We start from the raw sequence: 16,534 nt of genomic DNA on the forward strand, positions 1-16,534 counted from the left end.
GCCGCGGTGGCGTTCGGCCCGTACGCCCCGCCCCCTGATCGCTCAGAGCGAACACGCTCCGGGGAACATTGTGCGGCTCACGAGCATTGAGTCTTCATAGCTCAACTTGACTGCCGAAGGGGAGATCATGGCTACTGAGTCCAACGCCGTCACACCGCTCACCCTGCCCGTGCTGCCGCTCGACGACGAGGTCGTGCTGCCGGGGATGGTGGTGCCTCTGGACCTGTCCGACGCCGAGGTGCGCGCCGCCGTGGAGGCCGCGCAGGCCGCGGCCCGGGAAGGCGGGGGCAAGCCCGAGGTGCTGCTCGTCCCGCGCATCGACGGGACCTACACCGGGATCGGCGTCCTCGGGATCGTGGAGCAGGTCGGACGGCTCTCCGACGGAGATCCGGGCGCCCTCATCCGCGGCCGCGACCGGGTCAGGATCGGCGCGGGCACCAGCGGACCGGGCGCCGCGCTCTGGGTGGAAGGGGTCCGGGTCGACGTCTCCGTCCCCGAACCGCTCCCCGGGGCCGCCGCCGAACTGGTCAAGGAGTACAAGGCGCTCGCCACCAGCTGGCTGAAGAAGCGCGGCGCCTGGCAGGTCGTGGACCGGGTCCAGCAGATCGAGGACGTCTCCGCGCTCGCCGACAACTCCGGGTACTCGCCCTTCCTCACCACCGCCATGAAGGTGCGGCTGCTGGAGACCACCGACCCGGTCGCCCGGCTGAAGCTCGCCATCCAGTGGCTGGGTGAACACCTCGCCGAGCAGGACGTCGCCGAGTCCATCGCCAAGGACGTCCAGGAGGGCGTCGACAAGCAGCAGCGCGAGTTCCTGCTGCGCCGCCAGCTCGACGCCGTACGCAAGGAGCTCTCCGAGCTCAACGGCGACCCGGAGGACGAGTCCGACGACTACCGGGCCCGCGTCGAGGCCGCCGACCTCCCCGAGCACGTCCGCGAGGCCGCGCTCAAGGAGGTCGACAAGCTGGAGCGCGCCTCCGACCAGAGCCCCGAGGGCTCATGGATCAGGACCTGGCTCGACACCGTCCTGGAGCTGCCGTGGACGGAGCGGACGGAGGACGCGTACGACATCCGGGGCGCCCAGGAGATCCTGGACGCCGAGCACGCCGGGCTCCAGGACGTGAAGGAGCGCATCACCGAGTACCTGGCGGTGCGCAAGCGGCGTGCCGACCGCGGGCTCGGCGTCGTCGGCGGGCGGCGCGGCGGCGCGGTGCTGGCCCTGGTGGGCCCTCCCGGGGTCGGGAAGACCTCGCTGGGCGAGAGCGTCGCGCACGCCATGGGCCGTAAGTTCGTCCGCGTCGCGCTCGGCGGTGTCCGGGACGAGGCGGAGATCCGCGGCCACCGGCGTACGTACGTCGGGGCGCTGCCCGGACGCGTCGTCCGGGCGATCAAGGAGGCCGGCTCCATGAACCCGGTCGTCCTGCTCGACGAGATCGACAAGGTCGGCTCCGACTTCCGGGGCGACCCGGCCGCAGCCCTCCTCGAAGTGCTCGACCCCGCGCAGAACCACACCTTCCGCGACCACTACCTGGAGGTCGAGCTCGACCTCAGCGACGTCGTCTTCCTCGCCACCGCCAACGTCCTGGAGGCCATCCCGGAGGCGCTGCTCGACCGGATGGAGCTGGTCAGGCTCGACGGCTACACCGAGGACGAGAAGGTCGTCATCGCCCGCGACCACCTGCTCCCGCGCCAGTTGGAGCGGGCCGGGCTGGAGAAGGACGAGGTCACCCTCGACGAGTCGGCGCTGCGCAAGCTGGCCGGCGAGTACACGAGGGAGGCCGGCGTACGGAACCTGGAGCGGGCCGTCGCCCGGCTGCTGCGCAAGGTCGCGGCCCAGCACGAGCTGGGCGACCGCGAGCTGCCGTTCACGGTGGCCGAGGACGACCTGCGCGGTCTCATCGGCCGCCCGCACCACGTCCCCGAGTCCGCCCAGGACCCGGCCGAGCGCCGCACCGCGGTGCCGGGCGTGGCCACCGGGCTCGCGGTGACCGGGGCCGGCGGTGACGTGCTCTTCGTTGAGGCCTCGCTCGCGGACCCGGAGACCGGGGCGTCCGGACTGACCCTCACCGGTCAGCTCGGCGACGTCATGAAGGAGTCCGCGCAGATCGCGCTGAGCTTCCTGCGGTCGCACGGCGCGGAACTGGAACTGCCGGTCGCGGACCTCAAGGACCGCGGGGCGCACATCCACTTCCCGGCGGGCGCGGTCCCCAAGGACGGCCCGAGCGCGGGCATCACCATGACGACCGCGCTGGCCTCGCTGCTCTCCGGGCGGCTGGTGCGCACGGACGTGGCGATGACCGGTGAGGTCTCGCTGACCGGGCGCGTGCTGCCGATCGGCGGGCTGAAGCAGAAGCTGCTGGCCGCGCACCGTGCGGGCATCACCACCGTGGTGATCCCCAAGCGGAACGAGGCCGACCTGGACGACGTCCCGGCCGAGGTGCTGGAGACCCTGGAGGTCCATCCCGTCACCGACGTCCGGCAGGTGCTGGAGATCGCCCTCGCCCCGGCCTCGGCCCCGGCGGAGCGGAGGATTCCGGCCGCGGCGTGACGGACGTGGCCGGTACGGACGGTCCGTCTCCCCTCGCGGGGAGGCGGACCGTTCCGCGTACAGGCCGTCACTACGGGCAGCGACAGGCCGGCACTGCGGGCGGTGGACAGGCCGGCATGACGGGTACTGCGGGCGGTGGACAGGCAGGCATGACGGGTACTACGGGCGGTAGATCGTCCCCGGGACCGGCTCGGCGGGCGCCATCAGCTGGGGCACCGTCACGAAGGTGTAGCCCTGCTTCTTCAGCGCGTCGATGATGCCGGGCACCGCGGGGACCGTGCCCTTGTAGATGTCGTGCAGCAGGATGATGCCGTCCTTGCTCGCCTGGTCGAGTATCCGCTTCTTGATCAGCTCGGAGTCGGTCGTCGAGTAGTCCTTGGCGGTGGCGCTCCACAGGATCTGGGAGAGGCCGAGGTCCTTGCTGATCCCGGAGACGGTGTCGTCGGTGCGACCCTGCGGCGGGCGCATCAGCCGCGGCTTCTTGCCGGTGATCGCCTCTATCGCGTTCTGCGTCTTCTCCAGCTCGGCCCGTATCTGGGCGGGCTTCTTGTCCGTGAGGATCTCGTGCGACCAGGTGTGGTTGGCGACCTCGTGTCCCTCGGCCTCGATGCGGCGGACGGTGTCGGGGTGCTTCTTGACGTGGTTCTTGCCCAGCAGGAAGAACGTCGCGTGGACCTTCTTCTCCTTGAGGATGTCCAGCAGATGGGGCGTGTCCTCGGCCGGGCCCGCGTCGAAGGTCAGGGCTATGCACTTGGCCTTGCGGCAGTCCACCGGGCCGAACGAGCCCTTGGCGTCCGAGCCGGCGTCGGCGCGGGCGGAGCCGGGTGCGGTGGTCTCCATCGAGCAGCCGCTCAGCGTCAGCGTGAGGGCTGTCACAAGGGCGACGGCCAACCCCGTACCGATCGACTTCGTCTTACTGGGCACGGTGGGCCACTCCCTGTACGTACGTGGACGGCGCACTCGGTGTGCGGCCTGGGACGCCGACTATACATGTGGCGTATACACCGGTTGTATAGCGGGGTGGGGCCGGGCTCGGGCACGTGAAACGCCTGGTCGGCGGAGTGAACGCGACGAGGCCCGGCGACGGGGTGCGTCACCGGGCTCGTTGGGTGAAGAGGGTGGTGTCAGCCGTTGGCCAGTGCCTGTACGCGGTCGAGGGCGCCGTTGAAGTGGTTGTGGTCACCCACCGTCGGGCCGGACGACGTGTACTGCCAGATCGTGTAGAAGCCCCAGCCGGCCGGGAGTTCGCCGACCGTCGAGTTGTACCGGGCCACCCACAGCGGGTTGGTGGTGGCGAAGCCCGCGTTGTTGCCCGTGCAGTCCTTCCACCAGCTGGTCGCGGTGTAGATGACCGCGTCCCGTCCGGTGCGCGCCTTGTACGTGTTCACGAAGTCGCGAATCCACGAGACCATCTGGGCCGCGGTCTTGCCGTAGCACTGCGCCCCGTACGGGTTCCACTCGATGTCGAGCACGCCCGGCAGGGTCTTGCCGTCCTTGGACCAGCCGCCCCCGTGGTCCACGAAGTAGTTGGCCTGGACGGCGCCGCTCGTGGTGTCGGGCGTCGCGAAGTGGTACGAGCCGCGGATCATCCCGACGTTGTACGAGCCGTTGTACTGCTGGGCGAAGTAGGGGTTCGTGTAGTACGTGCCCTCGGTGGCCTTGGTGTAGGCCCACTTGACGCCGCTGTTCCAGAGCGTCGACCAGGCGACGTTGCCCTGGTAGCTGGCCACGTCCACGCCCTCGGTCTGGCCGGCGCGGCTGCCGATCGGCAGACCGCCCTGGCCGTCGTGGGCGACGACGCCCATGCCCATGGTGGCGGTGCCGCGGGCGGGCGCGGTCGGGTCACCGGTCGCCGCGTTCGATGCGCCGGGCAGGGCGATGAGGAGGGAGAGAGCTGCGAGCAGAGTGCCCGCCGCCGCGAAGCGGGAGCGGCGGGTCTTCTTGGAGCCGGATCTGTGCACGGGCATTGCGTGCCTCCGAGGCCTCAGTGGGGGGATCTGCTGACCCGGGGGTCGTCGCACGGCGACCCCGGAGACATGTCATGGTGTGGACATGCCATGCATGACGCTACGCACGTAGACCCGGGTGGCGGAAGAGGGCCCGGGCTGTGCCGTTGGTCTACTCCTGCGAAATACTGGCCGAGCTGCGGCGATGACCGGCGGCGGAAGAAACTTTCGGCGGCAGGAAAGCTCATGAGGGGTGTTGGCGTGGACGGGAGCGACAGCGGGCGTGAACCCAGCGCAACCGGAGGAAGTGGTGTGGACCACGAATTCCTCGCCCTGGAGCTGGAGTTGGCCGTCTTTCTGCGCCGCGCGCGGGCGAACTCCGGTGAGATGGCGCGCGAGGTGCACCCCGAGCTGGAGGCCGCCGCCTACGGCCTGTTCGTACGCCTGGAATCCGCCGGGCGTCAGCGGGCCACCGACCTCGCCTCGTACTTCGGCGTAGGCAAGGCCACCATGAGCCGTCAACTCCGCGCCCTGGAAGCCCTCGGACTGGTGGCGCGGGAGCCCGATCCGGCCGACGGACGCGCCTTCCTCGTCCACCTCACCGAGGAGGGCCTGGCCCGCTTCCGGAGCGTGCGCGACGCGCGCCGCGACCGCTATGTGCGCAAGCTCGCCGACTGGGACCGCGCCGAGGTCGCGGAACTGGCCCGCCTGCTGCACCACTTGAACGCCCGCGCCGAGGACTGACGGTGACCGGCTGCCGCCCCGCCGCCCGCGTACGGCCTCACAGGCGCGCGAAGACCGCAGTCGCGTCGTCGTGCGTCTTGCCCCGCCGCAGGTGCGTACGCTCCGTGTCCGCGTCCTCCAGGGCCCGGACCCGGTCGATCAGTCCCTGCGGCCCCTCCTTGTCGAGGACCCCGAGGCAGTCCGCCCAGTCGCCCTCGCCGAACATCTCCGTCCAGCGGCTCGCCCCGTCCGTCATCGCCGCCAGCGCCCGCACCTCGGCGCGCGGCGTCCGCCCGGTGACCGCACGGTCCGCCACGGCCGGATCGGCGGCGGCCGTGAAGAAGCCGTCCTCCTTGTTGCGCGCCCGGGCGTCGGCCACCGCTTCCGAGACGAGGAGCTCCGGCGCCAGCCGGTCGAGCCGGTCGTCCAGCACAGCGCGTACACCCCCGCCGGGCGACTCGAACAGCAGCACCGAATCGGACAGCACCAGGTGCTCGACCTCGGTCTCGTCCCAACGCGCCACGACGACGGTTGCCTGTGGCGTACGCGCGTGAGAAAGGTCACACGTGAGGCGGTGGCTTTCCGCGGTGCGCCGGATGGACTCCGCCAGGACCTCCCGCAGGGTCAGATCCCGCCGCGAACCGGACAGTTCGACCAGGGCCCCACCCAGCCTCGCGGTGAACCACGGGACCGAGTGCACACAACCGTCGTCGCCCTGCGGGGGCGTGACACCGTCGAGCAGCACCAGCCCTCCGCCCTGACCGGAGGCGGGGAGGACCGTGGCGGTCCAGTCCTCGTTCGGGCGTCCGGGCGTGCCGGCGGCGGTAGCGAGTTCGATACGCATGCCGCCAGTCTGCACGATGCCTTCACTGAGCCTGCACGGCACCGGGATTGGTGCGTACCAGCAGGTCAGACGGGCAGACGGGGCGGAAGGAATCACTTCGCCCCGGGATGCGGGCGGGCATCCTGCCAAAGCATGCCCGGAAGTTCCAGCCGGTGTCCGCGGGTGGCCCCGGAGTCCGGCGGGAAGACTTGTTCGCCAACTCAGGATTGATGTTCACTCGTTCGAGTGGCGGAGCGGTTGATGCGTGCCCCCTCCGCAAAAGCACTGGAATGGTCGGAAGCCGTACCAGGGGGCGGGGCGCTCGTTCATGTGACCGTGCGTCACCTCTGCTTCAAGGGCGGACGAGTCAAGATTGCGAGCACCGGTGCAGAAGAAGCGGCCTCGGAGCAAGGGCGGCAGCAACAGCGGTTCCGGGGAGGCGCCGGCGGCCCCGGCCGGGAACGGCCGCACCGTACGCGTCCGCACCAGGCTGGTCGCGGGCGTCGCCGTCGTCGGGATCACCGTCATAGCCGCTGGGGCGCCCGCGGTCCTCGCCGCCTCGTCCGACCTCACCGACTCGCAGGCGCTGGTCACCCTCGCCGAGCTGAACCAGCAGGCCATCTCGCTCGCCCACTCCCTCGCCGACGAGCGCGACGAGGTCACCGCGTACATCGCCGGCGGCCGTGAGGGCGAGCCGGGCAGCCGCAGCACCCGCGTCGACCAGCAGGTGGACGAGATCCGGGAGACGGCCCCCGCCGACCTGCGCCGCGACCTGTCCACCATCCCCTCCCTGCGCCGGGACGCCGTCAGCGGCAAGGGCACGGCGCTGGAGGCGCACCGGGCGTACTCCGAGGTCATCGCCAAGCTCCACGGCCTCGCCGACGAGCTCGCCCGGGACACCCCGCCGCGCGCCGCCGAGGAGACCCGCACCCCGCAGGCGCTCGGCCGGGCCACCGAACAGGCCGCCGCCACCCGCGGGCTGCTGCTCGCCGCGCTCGCCGTGCCCCGCCCGCAGCAGACGACGCCCCGGATCGACCCGTTCACCGGCCTCCCCGTCCAGCCCCAGGACGAGGGCGAGACCAAGGAGGACCGGACCCGCGACGCGCTGAGCGCCGCCGCCCAGCAGGCCCGGGTCGGCGAGCTGTCCGCGCTCGCCGAGTTCGACCAGTCCGCCGGCGCCACCGCCCGCGACAAGCTGGCCTCCATCGTCACGGGGCCCGAGGTCAACAGCGCCGAGAAATACCTCGCCGAGCTCACCGACCGCCCCGAGCTCTCCGACTCCGACCTGGAGGTCAGCAGCAAGAAGGTCGCGGCGGTGCTCTCCGCCCGGGTCGACCGGATGCGCTCGGTGGAGTCCGCCCTCGGCACCACCCAGGCCCAACGGCTCGAACAGTTGCGCGACGACGACGTCACGGCCCTCGAACTGCGCATCGCGCTCCTCGGGGGCTGCCTGCTCGTCGCCGTCGGCGTCTCCACCGCCGTCGCCCGCACCCTCACCCAGCCGCTCGCCGTGCTGCGGATCGGCGCCGCCCGCCTCGCGGCCGAGCCCGCCACCGCCGAACCGGTCCGCTACACCGGCCGCAACGACGAGTTCGCCCAGGTCGTCCGCTCCATCAACGCCCTGCACGGCCAGCTGCACGGGCTGCTGACGGAGTTCAACGGGCGGTTCGAGTCCCTGGAGACCGAGCGCGCCGAGCTGATCGCCGGACGCGAGGCCCTCACCGGGCAGCGCGCCGAACTCCAGGCGCGCGTCGCCGACCTGACGGCCCAGCTGGAGAAGCTGAAGAACACCGTCCACCACACCTTCGTCAACCTCTCCCTGCGTACCCTCGGCCTGGTCGAGCGCCAGCTCGGCGTCATCGAGACCCTGGAGGAGCGCGAGCAGGACCCGGAACGGCTCGGCACGCTCTTCAAGCTCGACCACATGGCCACGGTCATGCGCCGCCACAGCGAGAACATGCTGGTCCTCGCGGGCGCGGAGCACGGCCACGGGCACCCGGGCCCGATCCCGCTGGTCGACGTCCTGCGCGCCGCCGTCAGCGAGATCGAGCGCTACGAGCGGGTCACCATCCAGTCCCTCCCGCCGCACGCCCAGGTCGCCGGGTTCGCCGCCGACGACCTCAGCCACCTGGTCGCGGAACTCCTGGAGAACGCGACCTCGTTCTCCCCGCCCGACTCCCACGTCCAGCTCTCCGGCTGGCTCCTGGAGACCGGCGAGGTGATGCTCTCCGTCCAGGACGAGGGCATCGGCATGTCCTCCGTACGGATGGGCGAGCTCAACACCCGCCTCGCCGACCCGACGCTCTTCGAGGCCGGCGAGCAGAACGCGGACGGTGCGGGCCTCGGCCTCCAGGTGACCTCGCTGCTCGCCGCGCGCCACGGCGTACGGGTGGAGCTGCGCGAGCAGAAGGGCAGCGGGGTGACCGCGGTCGTCGTGCTCCCCGAGGCCCTGCTCCCCAAGGCGCTCCCGGCCGCCACGCCGCCGCCGGTCACCACCCACGGCGAGGAGTCCACGCTGAACCTGCCGGGCTCGGTGGCCGAGGCCAACTCCAACGCCCTGCCGGGTCGCGGCCCGTCGACGTCCGACGATCCGATGATCGCGGCGGCGGAACGCGTGATCGCTGCGTCGGGGACCGCTGAGGTCATGGAGACCTCTGGGGCCACGGAGACCGCTGAGGTCACGGAGACCACGGAGGTCACGGGGACCGCTGGGGCCACGGGGACCGCTGGGTTCACGCAGGCCACGGAGACCACGGAGGTCACGGCGACCGCTGGGGCCACGGCGACCGCTGAGTTCACGCAGGCCACGGAGACCTCCGGGGCCACGGACGCCCCGGCGGACGCGGCAGCCCCTGAGGCTCCTCAGGCCCCCGAGACCCCCGAGACCTCGCACGTCCCACAGGCATCGGACACCGCCGCCGAGCCCGCCCCCGGGACCGCCCCCGAGCCCGCCCCCGGGACCACCCCCGAGCCCGCCCCCGGGACCACCCCCGAGCCCGCCCCCGGGACCACCCCCGAGCCCGCCGCCGAGCCCACCCCCGAGCCCGGCCGCGAGACCGCCCCCGCTGCCGAGACCGACCCCGAGGCCACCCTCCAGGTGCGGCTGCCCCGGCCGCCGCGGACCGACGACGTGCCCGAGCCCACGACCGCCGGCGGGCCGTACGCCATCGGCCCCGACCGCCACGAGCGCGCCGCCGACGAGGGCCCGCACAGCGCTCCGGCCCCGGCGGCATCCGCAGTCCCCGAGACCCCCGAGGCGGCGGAACCCGTCGCCGACGCCGTCCCCGGCCCCCGCAAGCCGGAGGCCGGACGGGTGACCGACAAGGGGCTCCCCAAGCGGACGCCCAAGATCGTCCGGCCCGCCGGGGCCCCCGCCGCCGAGCGCAGGGGGAGCGTCGACAAGGAGGCCCTGAGGCGCCGGCTCGGCGGCTTCCACCAGGGCGCGAAGGACGGCCGCCGCGACGTCGAGGCGGAGATCGCCGAGGGCACGGGACCGGCCCTGGGCACCACACGTACCGAGCACGCCGAGCCGGCAGGCCGTAGCGACGGCCGGACCGGAGAGACGGGGGACACAGTCGAGGAGGCACGCAGTTGACTGCGCCCAGCACATTCGGGCTGAGCACCGAGGCCCGGAACCTTCACTGGTTGCTGAGCAATCTCGTCGAGGAGGTGCCAGGGGTCCACTCGGTCACCGTCGTCTCGTCCGACGGGCTGATGCTGCTCTCCTCCGACCCCGGCCACCGGAGCGCCCCCGCACAGGGGAGACCGAGCGGGCCGCGCGGCTCCAGCGCCGACCTGGCGACCATCGTCTCCGGCATCGGCAGCCTCACCGTCGGTGCCGCGAAGCTGATGGAGGGCGGCGGCGTCAAGCAGACCATGGTCGCCATGGAGGAGGGCAGCGTCTTCGTCATGTCGATCAGCGACGGATCGCTGCTCGGGGTGCACGCCGCACCCGACTGCGACATGAGCGTCATCGCGTACCACATGGCGCTCTTCGTCGGCCGAGCCGGACACGTACTCACCCCCGAACTCCGCAGTGAACTGCGCAAATCGATGGAGAGCGCCCAGTGAGCCACGCCGCTGCCGGACCCGCCCGCAAACTTCCCGTACGGGGGGCCGGTAAACGGCCCGCGCGGGTTCGCCCGTACTCGCTGACCGGCGGCCGCACCCGCTTCGGGCACGTGCTGCTGGTCGAGACGTTCGTCGCCGCGCTGGAAGCGCCCGAGGAGCGCCGCGAACTCACCAACGGAAACCTGGCGTCGCGTCTGATGCCGGAGCTCAGGGCCATTGTCGAGATCTGCCGCCGGATGCGTACCGTCGCGGAGATCTCGGCCCTGCTGAAGATGCCGCTCGGCGTGGTCCGGGTGCTGCTCAGCGACTTGGCCGACCAGGGAAAGATCCGCGTGTACGGGACCGGTCACGGCACCGGCCAGCCCGACCGCGCACTGCTCGAAAGGGTGCTCGATGGACTCCGCCGTCTCTGAGTCGCCGCTGTTCGCCCCGCGGCAGCCGGGTCCGGAGGCCCAGCCCGAGGAGAAGCTCCAGCCCTGGCAGCTGGACCGCACCAGGGCCCCGATCGCCACCAAGATCGTGGTCGCGGGCGGCTTCGGTGTCGGCAAGACCACCTTCGTGAGCTCGGTCTCCGAGATCACCCCGCTGCAGACCGAGGCGATGATGACCCGGGCCAGCGAGGACACCGACGACCTCAGCGCCACGCCGGACAAGACCACGACGACCGTCGCCATGGACTTCGGCAGGCTCACGCTGGACGACGACCTCGTGCTGTACGTCTTCGGCACCCCGGGCCAGCAGCGCTTCTGGTTCATGTGGGACGACCTGGTGCGCGGCGCGATCGGCGCGGTCGTCATGGCCGACACCCGCCGGCTCGCCGACTGCTTCCCCGCCCTCGACTACTTCGAGAGCTGCGGGCTGCCGTACATCGTGGCCGTCAACCACTTCGAGGGAACACCGGGGTTCGAGGCGGACGACGTCCGGGAGGCCCTGACCGTCCCCGCGCACGTCCCCGTGGTGATCATGGACGCGCGCAACAGGATCACGGTCGTCGAATCGCTGCTGGCCCTCGTCGGCCACGCCCTCGACGCCAGCCCCGCGTAGCCCACCTCGGCGCCCCCGCCCCATACAACGGAGAACCGCGATGCGGAAGATACTCATAGTCGGAGCCGGTCAGTCCGGGCTCCAGCTCGCCCTTGGACTGCAGTCCAAGGGGTACGAAGTCACCCTCATGTCCAACCGCACGGCCGACGAGATCCGCTCCGGCCGGGTCATGTCGACGCAGTGCATGTTCCACACCGCGCTCCAGTACGAGCGGGACTACCAGCTGAACTTCTGGGAGTCCCAGGCCCCGCGCATCGAAGGCCTCGGCGTCTCGGTCGCCGCCCCCGACTCCTCGCGCGCCGTCGACTGGGTCGGCAGGCTGGACGGCTTCGCCCAGTCCGTGGACCAGCGCGTCAAGATGGCCGGCTGGATGGAGACCTTCGCCCAGCGCGGCGGCCAGCTCGTCATCCACGGCGCGGCCGTCTCGGACCTGGACTACTTCTCCCGCGCCTACGACCTGGTGCTGGTCGCGGCCGGCAAGGGCGAGCTGGTCTCGATGTTCGGCCGGGACGCGTCCCGTTCGCCGTACGACGCCCCGCAGCGCGCGCTGTCCGTGGCGTACGTCCACGGCATGGGCCCGCGCCCCGAGCACCCCGACTTCGACGCGGTGCGCTGCAACCTGGTCCCGGGCGTCGGCGAACTCTTCGTGATGCCGACCCTGACCACCTCGGGCCGCGCCGACATCCTGTTCTGGGAGGGCGTCCCGGGCGGGCCGCTCGACGCGTTCCAGGGCATCAAGGACCCCTCGGAGCACCTGGCCAAGACGCTGGAGCTGATGGAGCGGTTCACCCCCTGGGAGTACGCCCGCGCCACCAAGGTCGAGCTGACCGACTCCAACGGCACCCTCGCCGGCCGCTACGCCCCCACCGTCCGCAAGCCGATCGGCCGGCTGCCCGGCGGCGGCCTGGTGCTCGGTGTGGCGGACGTGGTCGTCGCCAACGACCCGATCACCGGCCAGGGCTCCAACTCGGCCTCCAAGTGCGCCAACGCCTACCTGGACTCGATTGTCGAGCACGGCGACCGGGAGTTCGACGAGGCGTGGATGCAGGCCACGTTCGACCGGTACTGGGACACCGCCCAGCACGTCACGAAGTGGACGAACGCCATGCTCGGCGCCCCGCCGGAGCACGTCCTGAACCTCATCGGCGCGGGCGGACAGCTCCAGCCGGTCGCGGACCGCTTCGCCAACGGCTTCGACGACCCGGCGGACTTCGAGAACTTCTTCTTCGACCCGGACAAGGCGAACGCCTACCTCGCCTCGGTCGCGGGGCCCGCCGCCTGAGCCGGCCCCTGCGAACCTCCCGCCCCGGCCTTTACGAGGCCGGGGCCGAGGAGGACCCGTACCCCTCGTCGGACCCGGCGGACGCGCCGTCGGGGAGCTCGGGTGCCTTGTACGTGGCCAGCGGGGCGCTCTCCGGGTCCGGCCGCACCGCGCCCAGCACCGGGTTGGACGCCACGGGGGAGACCTTCACCCGCGAGCCCGGCCGGGGCGCCTGCACCACCAGGCCGTTGCCGATGTACAGCGCCACATGGGTCGCCTTCGGGAAGTAGACCACCAGGTCGCCGGGGCGCAGCGCGTTCATCGGCACCCCGGGCAGCTGCCGCCACTGCTCCTGCGAGGTGCGCGGAATGGTGCGCCCTGCGCTCGCCCAGGCCTGCGAGGTCAGCCCGGAGCAGTCGAACGAATCCGGCCCCTCCGCGCCCCACACGTACGGCTTGCCGATCTGCCGGACCGCGTACCGGACGGCCGCACCGCCCTGCGCGGACGGCGGCCGGGTCGAGGACAGCGCCCCGGAGGCGACCAGGGCGCTCTGCGCCTGGGCGGTGGTCTTCTGTTCGAGGCCGGAGAGTTCGGCGAGCTGGTCCGCGGAGAGCGTGGCGAGCATCGCCTCCACCTGCTTCAGCCGGGTCCGCACGGTGTCGCGTTCCTTCTTCTGCCGTGCGGCGAGGACCTGCTGCTCGTCCAGGGCCTTGCGGGACTCCTTCGCCAGCTCGTCGGCCCGCTTCTCGGCCGCGCCGAGCCGCCGCACGGTCGCCGCCCGCCCGGCGGCCAGCCGCTGGATGACCTGCCCCTGGTCCAGGGCGTATTCGGGGTCGCGCATCAGCAGCAGACGCAGGTACGCGGAGAGGTCGGACCGGCCCTGGTACTGCTCGCGGGCCAGCCGGCCCGCGTCGTCGCGGCTGCGGGAGAGCGCGCGCCGGGCGGTGGCCAGCGAGGCGTCGAGCTTCTTCGCCCGCGCGGCCCGCTTCTTCAGCTCGGCCGCCGTGCCGTTGTAGGTCTCGGTGGCCTCTTCCGCCTGCTGGTACAGCCGCTGCAACTCGCTCAGCAGCCCGGCGACGCTGCCGTCCGCCGCCCCGGGCGCGGGACCGGGCGAGGGCGCCGCGACGGCGGCGGCCGGAGAGGTCACGACGACGGCGGCCAGCGCCGCCGTGCCGAGGGAACGCAGCCAAGTGCCCGACACGACATCACCTCCGGAACCGGGGCGAATCGTGCGACTACCCCATGAGTGAGCGCAATTCGTCCATACGCTCACCCGGCGCGGGGCGATGCAAGAAGCCGGAGGCGTGGCGGCGGGCCGGCGCCCCCGGATTCCCCCGGAAGGCGGCGGCGCGCCTCCCGGGCCGCGCGGTCAGACCACCGGGAAGGCGTAGACCGTGCGGCCGCGCCGGACGACCGCCGTCTTGCCGTAGGCCAGCACCTGGTAGCCGTCGGTGACCGTGGCGCCCTTGGGGTCCTGGTTGCCGATGTCCTGGAACTTCCACAGCCGCCGCCCGTCGGCCGCCGCGAATGCGGTGACCTGCCCGGTGCCGGCCGCGAGCACGGTGTCGCCGGAGCCACTGACGGTGATCAGCGGGGCCGTCCTGTCGGGCGTCGCCTCCGTGGAACGCCGCCAGCGCGGCTCCCCGCTCGTGCGGTCGACGGCGCCCACCTCCTGGTTCACGTTGGTCGTGAGCAGGTCGTCCGCCAGGACCGAGGGCCCGTAGGCCGAGTCGCGGCCGCCCTTCAGCGTCCACTTCGCCTTGCCGCCGGGCGTCTCGAAGGCGCGGAGACCGGTGCCGTCCGCCGCGTACAGCGCCCCGTCCTCGTCGCCCGTGGCCGCCGCGTCGGGCCCGACCGTGCCGAACGCCTTGGTCCACTGGAGCTTGCCGGTCTTCCGGTCGTAGCTGCTGAACCGCGACTTCTTCTTGGCGGCTTTCACCTGGGCGGGGGTGAGGGTCGTCGGGCGCTGCCGTACGACGACGGAGTCCGGGCGGACCGCGATCATCCGGTACGCCGGCGCGACGTCGCCGCGGCCGTTGGGCACCGGCGTCCGCCACAGCTCCTTGCGCTGCACGACGTCGTACGCGAACAGGTACGACTTGACGACCTGCTTGTCCTTGCCGCGCTTCTTGCCCTTCTTGGGCTTGGGCGCCTTCACGGTGACCTCGTGCGCGGCGGTGAACCAGATGCTCGCCCCCTCCGCGCCGACGAGCGTGCTCAGCTCGAGTCCCGGCGCGCCCTGGAAGCCGTCGGTGTACGCCAGCCGGTGGGCGACCTCGCCGTCCTTCGCCGAGATCCACAGGAACTCCGCCGGGCCCGCCACGAAGCAGTGCTCCTCGTCGACGGGCAGCGCGGCCCGGCCCTTGGCGCCGTCGGCGTTCTCCCAGACCCGGCGCCCGGTGCGCAGGTCGACGGCGCTCGCATGCTGCTCGTCGGTCAGCACCAGCAGCCGGTCGTTCCAGAGCGCGGCGGTCAGGGGGGCGGGCTCGGCCTCCGGGTGGGTGTAGATCCAGCGCGGCTGCGGCGCGGCCCCGGCCAGGGTGGGCCCGCCGGAGCTGGGCGCGGGCTTGGGGTCGTCGGCGGCCTTCGCGTCGTCGCCGGACCCGAGCGCGTACACCGCCCCGCCCCCGATCAGCAGTCCGGCCACGCCCGCGGCACCCCCGAACAGCAGGGCCCGCCGGTTGGGACCGGCCGGCCGGGGCCCGGCGGGCGGGGCGGCGTTCGGAGCGGGTGCCGGAGGCAGGGGTGCGGGGAGCGGCTGCGGGGGCTGCGCCGGCTGGGCGTAGGGCTGCTGCTCGTACGTCCCCGTGTTCGGCCAGGGGGCGGAGGCCTGCTGACCGATGGTCCGGAGCTGCGTGGTGCGGGTGTCGGGGGCCGGTACGGGGTTGCCGGGGACGGCTCCGGCGACGGGCGGCTGCTGCCAGGCGGGCGCGGGCGGCGCCGGGTTGTGCGGTACGGCGTCCTGTATGCCGGCCCCGGGGGGTGCGGCGGCCACGGCGTCCCAGACGTCCCCGTACGACTTCGGGGCGTCCGCGCCCTGGGCGCCCGAGGGGTTCTCGTCGGACACCGGATCGTGATCGGACACGGGGTTCTCCACAGACGCCTTCTCGTCGGACACGGATTCATTCACGGGCTCCGTCGCCGGCGCGGGCACGGGTTCGTCCGGCTCGGGCTCCGCCGCCAGCCGGCGGGCCGTGGCGCCCTGCGCGGCCACGGCCGCCGACAGCCGGTCCGGCAGCCAGCCGCCCGCCGCGAGGCCGGCCGCGCCCTCCAGCGCCAGTTCGGCGGCCACCTCCCCCGCGCCGGGGCGGTCGGCCGGGTCCTTGGCCAGACACCGGGCGACCAGGTCGCGCAACGCGTCCGGGACGCCCCCCAGTTCGGGGTCCGCCCGGGCGATGCGCTCGGCGGCCCCGGCCGGAGGGCCGTCCGCCAGCGGGGTGCTCCCGGTCGCCGCGTAGGCGAGCAGCAGACCAAGCACGAAGAGGTCGGACGCCGGGCCCGCCGCCTCGCCCGCGAGCTGTTCGGGGGTCAGATAGCCGAGCCGCACGGAGAGACCGCCGCCCGGGCCCGCTTCCGCCTCGGCCGCCGCGCCCAGCGGTCCGAACGCGGCGAGCCGGGGGCCGTCCTCGGCGAGCAGCACGGTCCTGGGGGAGAGGCCCTGGAGCACGGCCCCGGTGGCGTGCACGCGGGAGAGCGTCTCGGCGATGGCGGCGCCCAGTATCCGCACGGCACGCTCGGGTAGCGGCCCCACGGTCTCGATCGCCTCGGCCAGGGGCAGCGCGGGCACGTACGCCGACGCGGTCCACGGCCGGTCGTCCTCGCCCGAGCCGTCCGCGGGGGTGTCGAGCACCTCCGCGACCCAGCCGCCCGCCAGCCGGCCCGCGATGCGCGCCTCCGCGTCGAAGCGGTGCCGGAAGGCGGGCAGCGCGGCGAGCGCGGGCCGGGCCGCGGTGACGACGACGAGGTCCTGCGCGGCCGTACCGCGTGCGAGGTACTGCACCGACGCGGCCGTCTCACGCAAGCGCCCCAGCACGGTGTACGGCCCGAAGCGCCCTGGATCGTCCTGACGCAGCGCCTCCATGGCGCACCCCCCTTGTGACCGTCCCTGGCCGTCCCTG

12 protein-coding genes are annotated in these 16,534 nt (G+C 72.8%); 7 read left to right on the plus strand and 5 right to left on the minus strand.

The window, feature by feature from the left end:
- The first annotated feature begins 127 nt into the window (after nt 1-127).
- The gene (gene lon / locus E6P78_RS10325; RefSeq protein ID WP_136203241.1) at nt 128-2,548 is read left to right on the plus strand and encodes an endopeptidase La; all 2,421 of its coding nucleotides are present in this window, start codon (nt 128-130) and stop codon (nt 2,546-2,548) included.
- 159 nt (nt 2,549-2,707) lie between these two features.
- Here the strand turns inward: lon and E6P78_RS10330 are convergent, their stop codons facing one another.
- Both E6P78_RS10330 and E6P78_RS10335 read right to left on the minus strand, forming a co-directional pair.
- Nucleotides 2,708-3,388 carry a polysaccharide deacetylase family protein gene (locus E6P78_RS10330; RefSeq protein ID WP_240799136.1) on the minus strand — a complete coding sequence of 227 codons (681 nt, stop codon included), beginning with the start codon at nt 3,386-3,388 and terminating at the stop codon, nt 2,708-2,710.
- A 284-nt stretch (nt 3,389-3,672) separates the two neighbouring features.
- Nucleotides 3,673-4,515, minus strand: a complete 843-nt coding sequence (locus E6P78_RS10335; RefSeq protein ID WP_136203242.1) for a lysozyme — start codon at nt 4,513-4,515, stop codon at nt 3,673-3,675.
- Nucleotides 4,516-4,755: 240 nt separating this feature from the next.
- On the opposite strand from E6P78_RS10335, the gene E6P78_RS10340 reads away from it, so the two are divergent.
- A complete protein-coding gene (locus E6P78_RS10340; protein ID WP_136203350.1) occupies nt 4,756-5,238 on the plus strand; it encodes a MarR family transcriptional regulator in 483 nt (160 codons plus the stop codon).
- Nucleotides 5,239-5,275: 37 nt separating this feature from the next.
- Here E6P78_RS10340 and E6P78_RS10345 read toward each other — a convergent pair whose 3' ends face one another.
- A complete protein-coding gene (locus tag E6P78_RS10345; protein WP_136203243.1) occupies nt 5,276-6,061 on the minus strand; it encodes a protein phosphatase 2C domain-containing protein in 786 nt (261 codons plus the stop codon).
- A 364-nt stretch (nt 6,062-6,425) separates the two neighbouring features.
- Between E6P78_RS10345 and E6P78_RS10350 the strand changes: the two genes are divergently transcribed.
- The 5 genes from E6P78_RS10350 to E6P78_RS10370 are packed head-to-tail and all read left to right on the plus strand — an operon-like array spanning nt 6,426 to nt 12,437.
- On the plus strand, nt 6,426-9,635 hold the full coding sequence (locus E6P78_RS10350; protein WP_136203244.1) for a nitrate- and nitrite sensing domain-containing protein: 3,210 nt from the start codon (nt 6,426-6,428) through the stop codon (nt 9,633-9,635).
- Nucleotides 9,632-10,111, plus strand: a complete 480-nt coding sequence (locus E6P78_RS10355; protein ID WP_136203245.1) for a roadblock/LC7 domain-containing protein — start codon at nt 9,632-9,634, stop codon at nt 10,109-10,111. Before E6P78_RS10350 ends, E6P78_RS10355 begins: the two co-directional genes overlap by 4 nt.
- Complete coding sequence (locus E6P78_RS10360) at nt 10,108-10,524, plus strand: DUF742 domain-containing protein (RefSeq protein ID WP_136203246.1); 417 nt, start codon at nt 10,108-10,110, stop codon at nt 10,522-10,524. Before E6P78_RS10355 ends, E6P78_RS10360 begins: the two co-directional genes overlap by 4 nt.
- Nucleotides 10,505-11,155, plus strand: a complete 651-nt coding sequence (locus tag E6P78_RS10365; RefSeq protein ID WP_136203247.1) for an ATP/GTP-binding protein — start codon at nt 10,505-10,507, stop codon at nt 11,153-11,155. The genes E6P78_RS10360 and E6P78_RS10365 overlap by 20 nt, the downstream gene beginning before the upstream one ends.
- Nucleotides 11,156-11,195: 40 nt before the next feature.
- A complete protein-coding gene (locus E6P78_RS10370) occupies nt 11,196-12,437 on the plus strand; it encodes a styrene monooxygenase/indole monooxygenase family protein (RefSeq protein ID WP_136203248.1) in 1,242 nt (413 codons plus the stop codon).
- A 31-nt stretch (nt 12,438-12,468) separates the two neighbouring features.
- Here E6P78_RS10370 and E6P78_RS10375 read toward each other — a convergent pair whose 3' ends face one another.
- A complete protein-coding gene (locus tag E6P78_RS10375; RefSeq protein ID WP_136203249.1) occupies nt 12,469-13,617 on the minus strand; it encodes a C40 family peptidase in 1,149 nt (382 codons plus the stop codon).
- Nucleotides 13,618-13,785: 168 nt separating this feature from the next.
- A complete protein-coding gene (locus tag E6P78_RS10380; RefSeq protein WP_136203250.1) occupies nt 13,786-16,497 on the minus strand; it encodes a PQQ-binding-like beta-propeller repeat protein in 2,712 nt (903 codons plus the stop codon).
- Between the last annotated feature and the right edge of the window lie 37 nt (nt 16,498-16,534).

Origin of the sequence: Streptomyces sp. A0958, from assembly GCF_004795035.1 — a bacterium.
Taxonomy (GTDB): Bacteria; Actinomycetota; Actinomycetes; order Streptomycetales; family Streptomycetaceae; genus Streptomyces.

Excerpts from the sequence above, each read along its gene's own strand:
- E6P78_RS10380 (WP_136203250.1), bottom strand. The coding sequence starts at position 16,497 with ATGGAGGCGCTGCGTCAGGACGATCCAGGGCGCTTCGGGCCGTACACC.
- E6P78_RS10330 (WP_240799136.1), bottom strand. The coding sequence starts at position 3,388 with ATGGAGACCACCGCACCCGGCTCCGCCCGCGCCGACGCCGGCTCGGAC.
- E6P78_RS10370 (WP_136203248.1), top strand. The coding sequence starts at position 11,196 with ATGCGGAAGATACTCATAGTCGGAGCCGGTCAGTCCGGGCTCCAGCTC.
- E6P78_RS10335 (WP_136203242.1), bottom strand. The coding sequence starts at position 4,515 with ATGCCCGTGCACAGATCCGGCTCCAAGAAGACCCGCCGCTCCCGCTTC.
- E6P78_RS10345 (WP_136203243.1), bottom strand. The coding sequence starts at position 6,061 with ATGCGTATCGAACTCGCTACCGCCGCCGGCACGCCCGGACGCCCGAAC.
- E6P78_RS10365 (WP_136203247.1), top strand. The coding sequence starts at position 10,505 with ATGGACTCCGCCGTCTCTGAGTCGCCGCTGTTCGCCCCGCGGCAGCCG.
- lon (WP_136203241.1), top strand. The coding sequence starts at position 128 with ATGGCTACTGAGTCCAACGCCGTCACACCGCTCACCCTGCCCGTGCTG.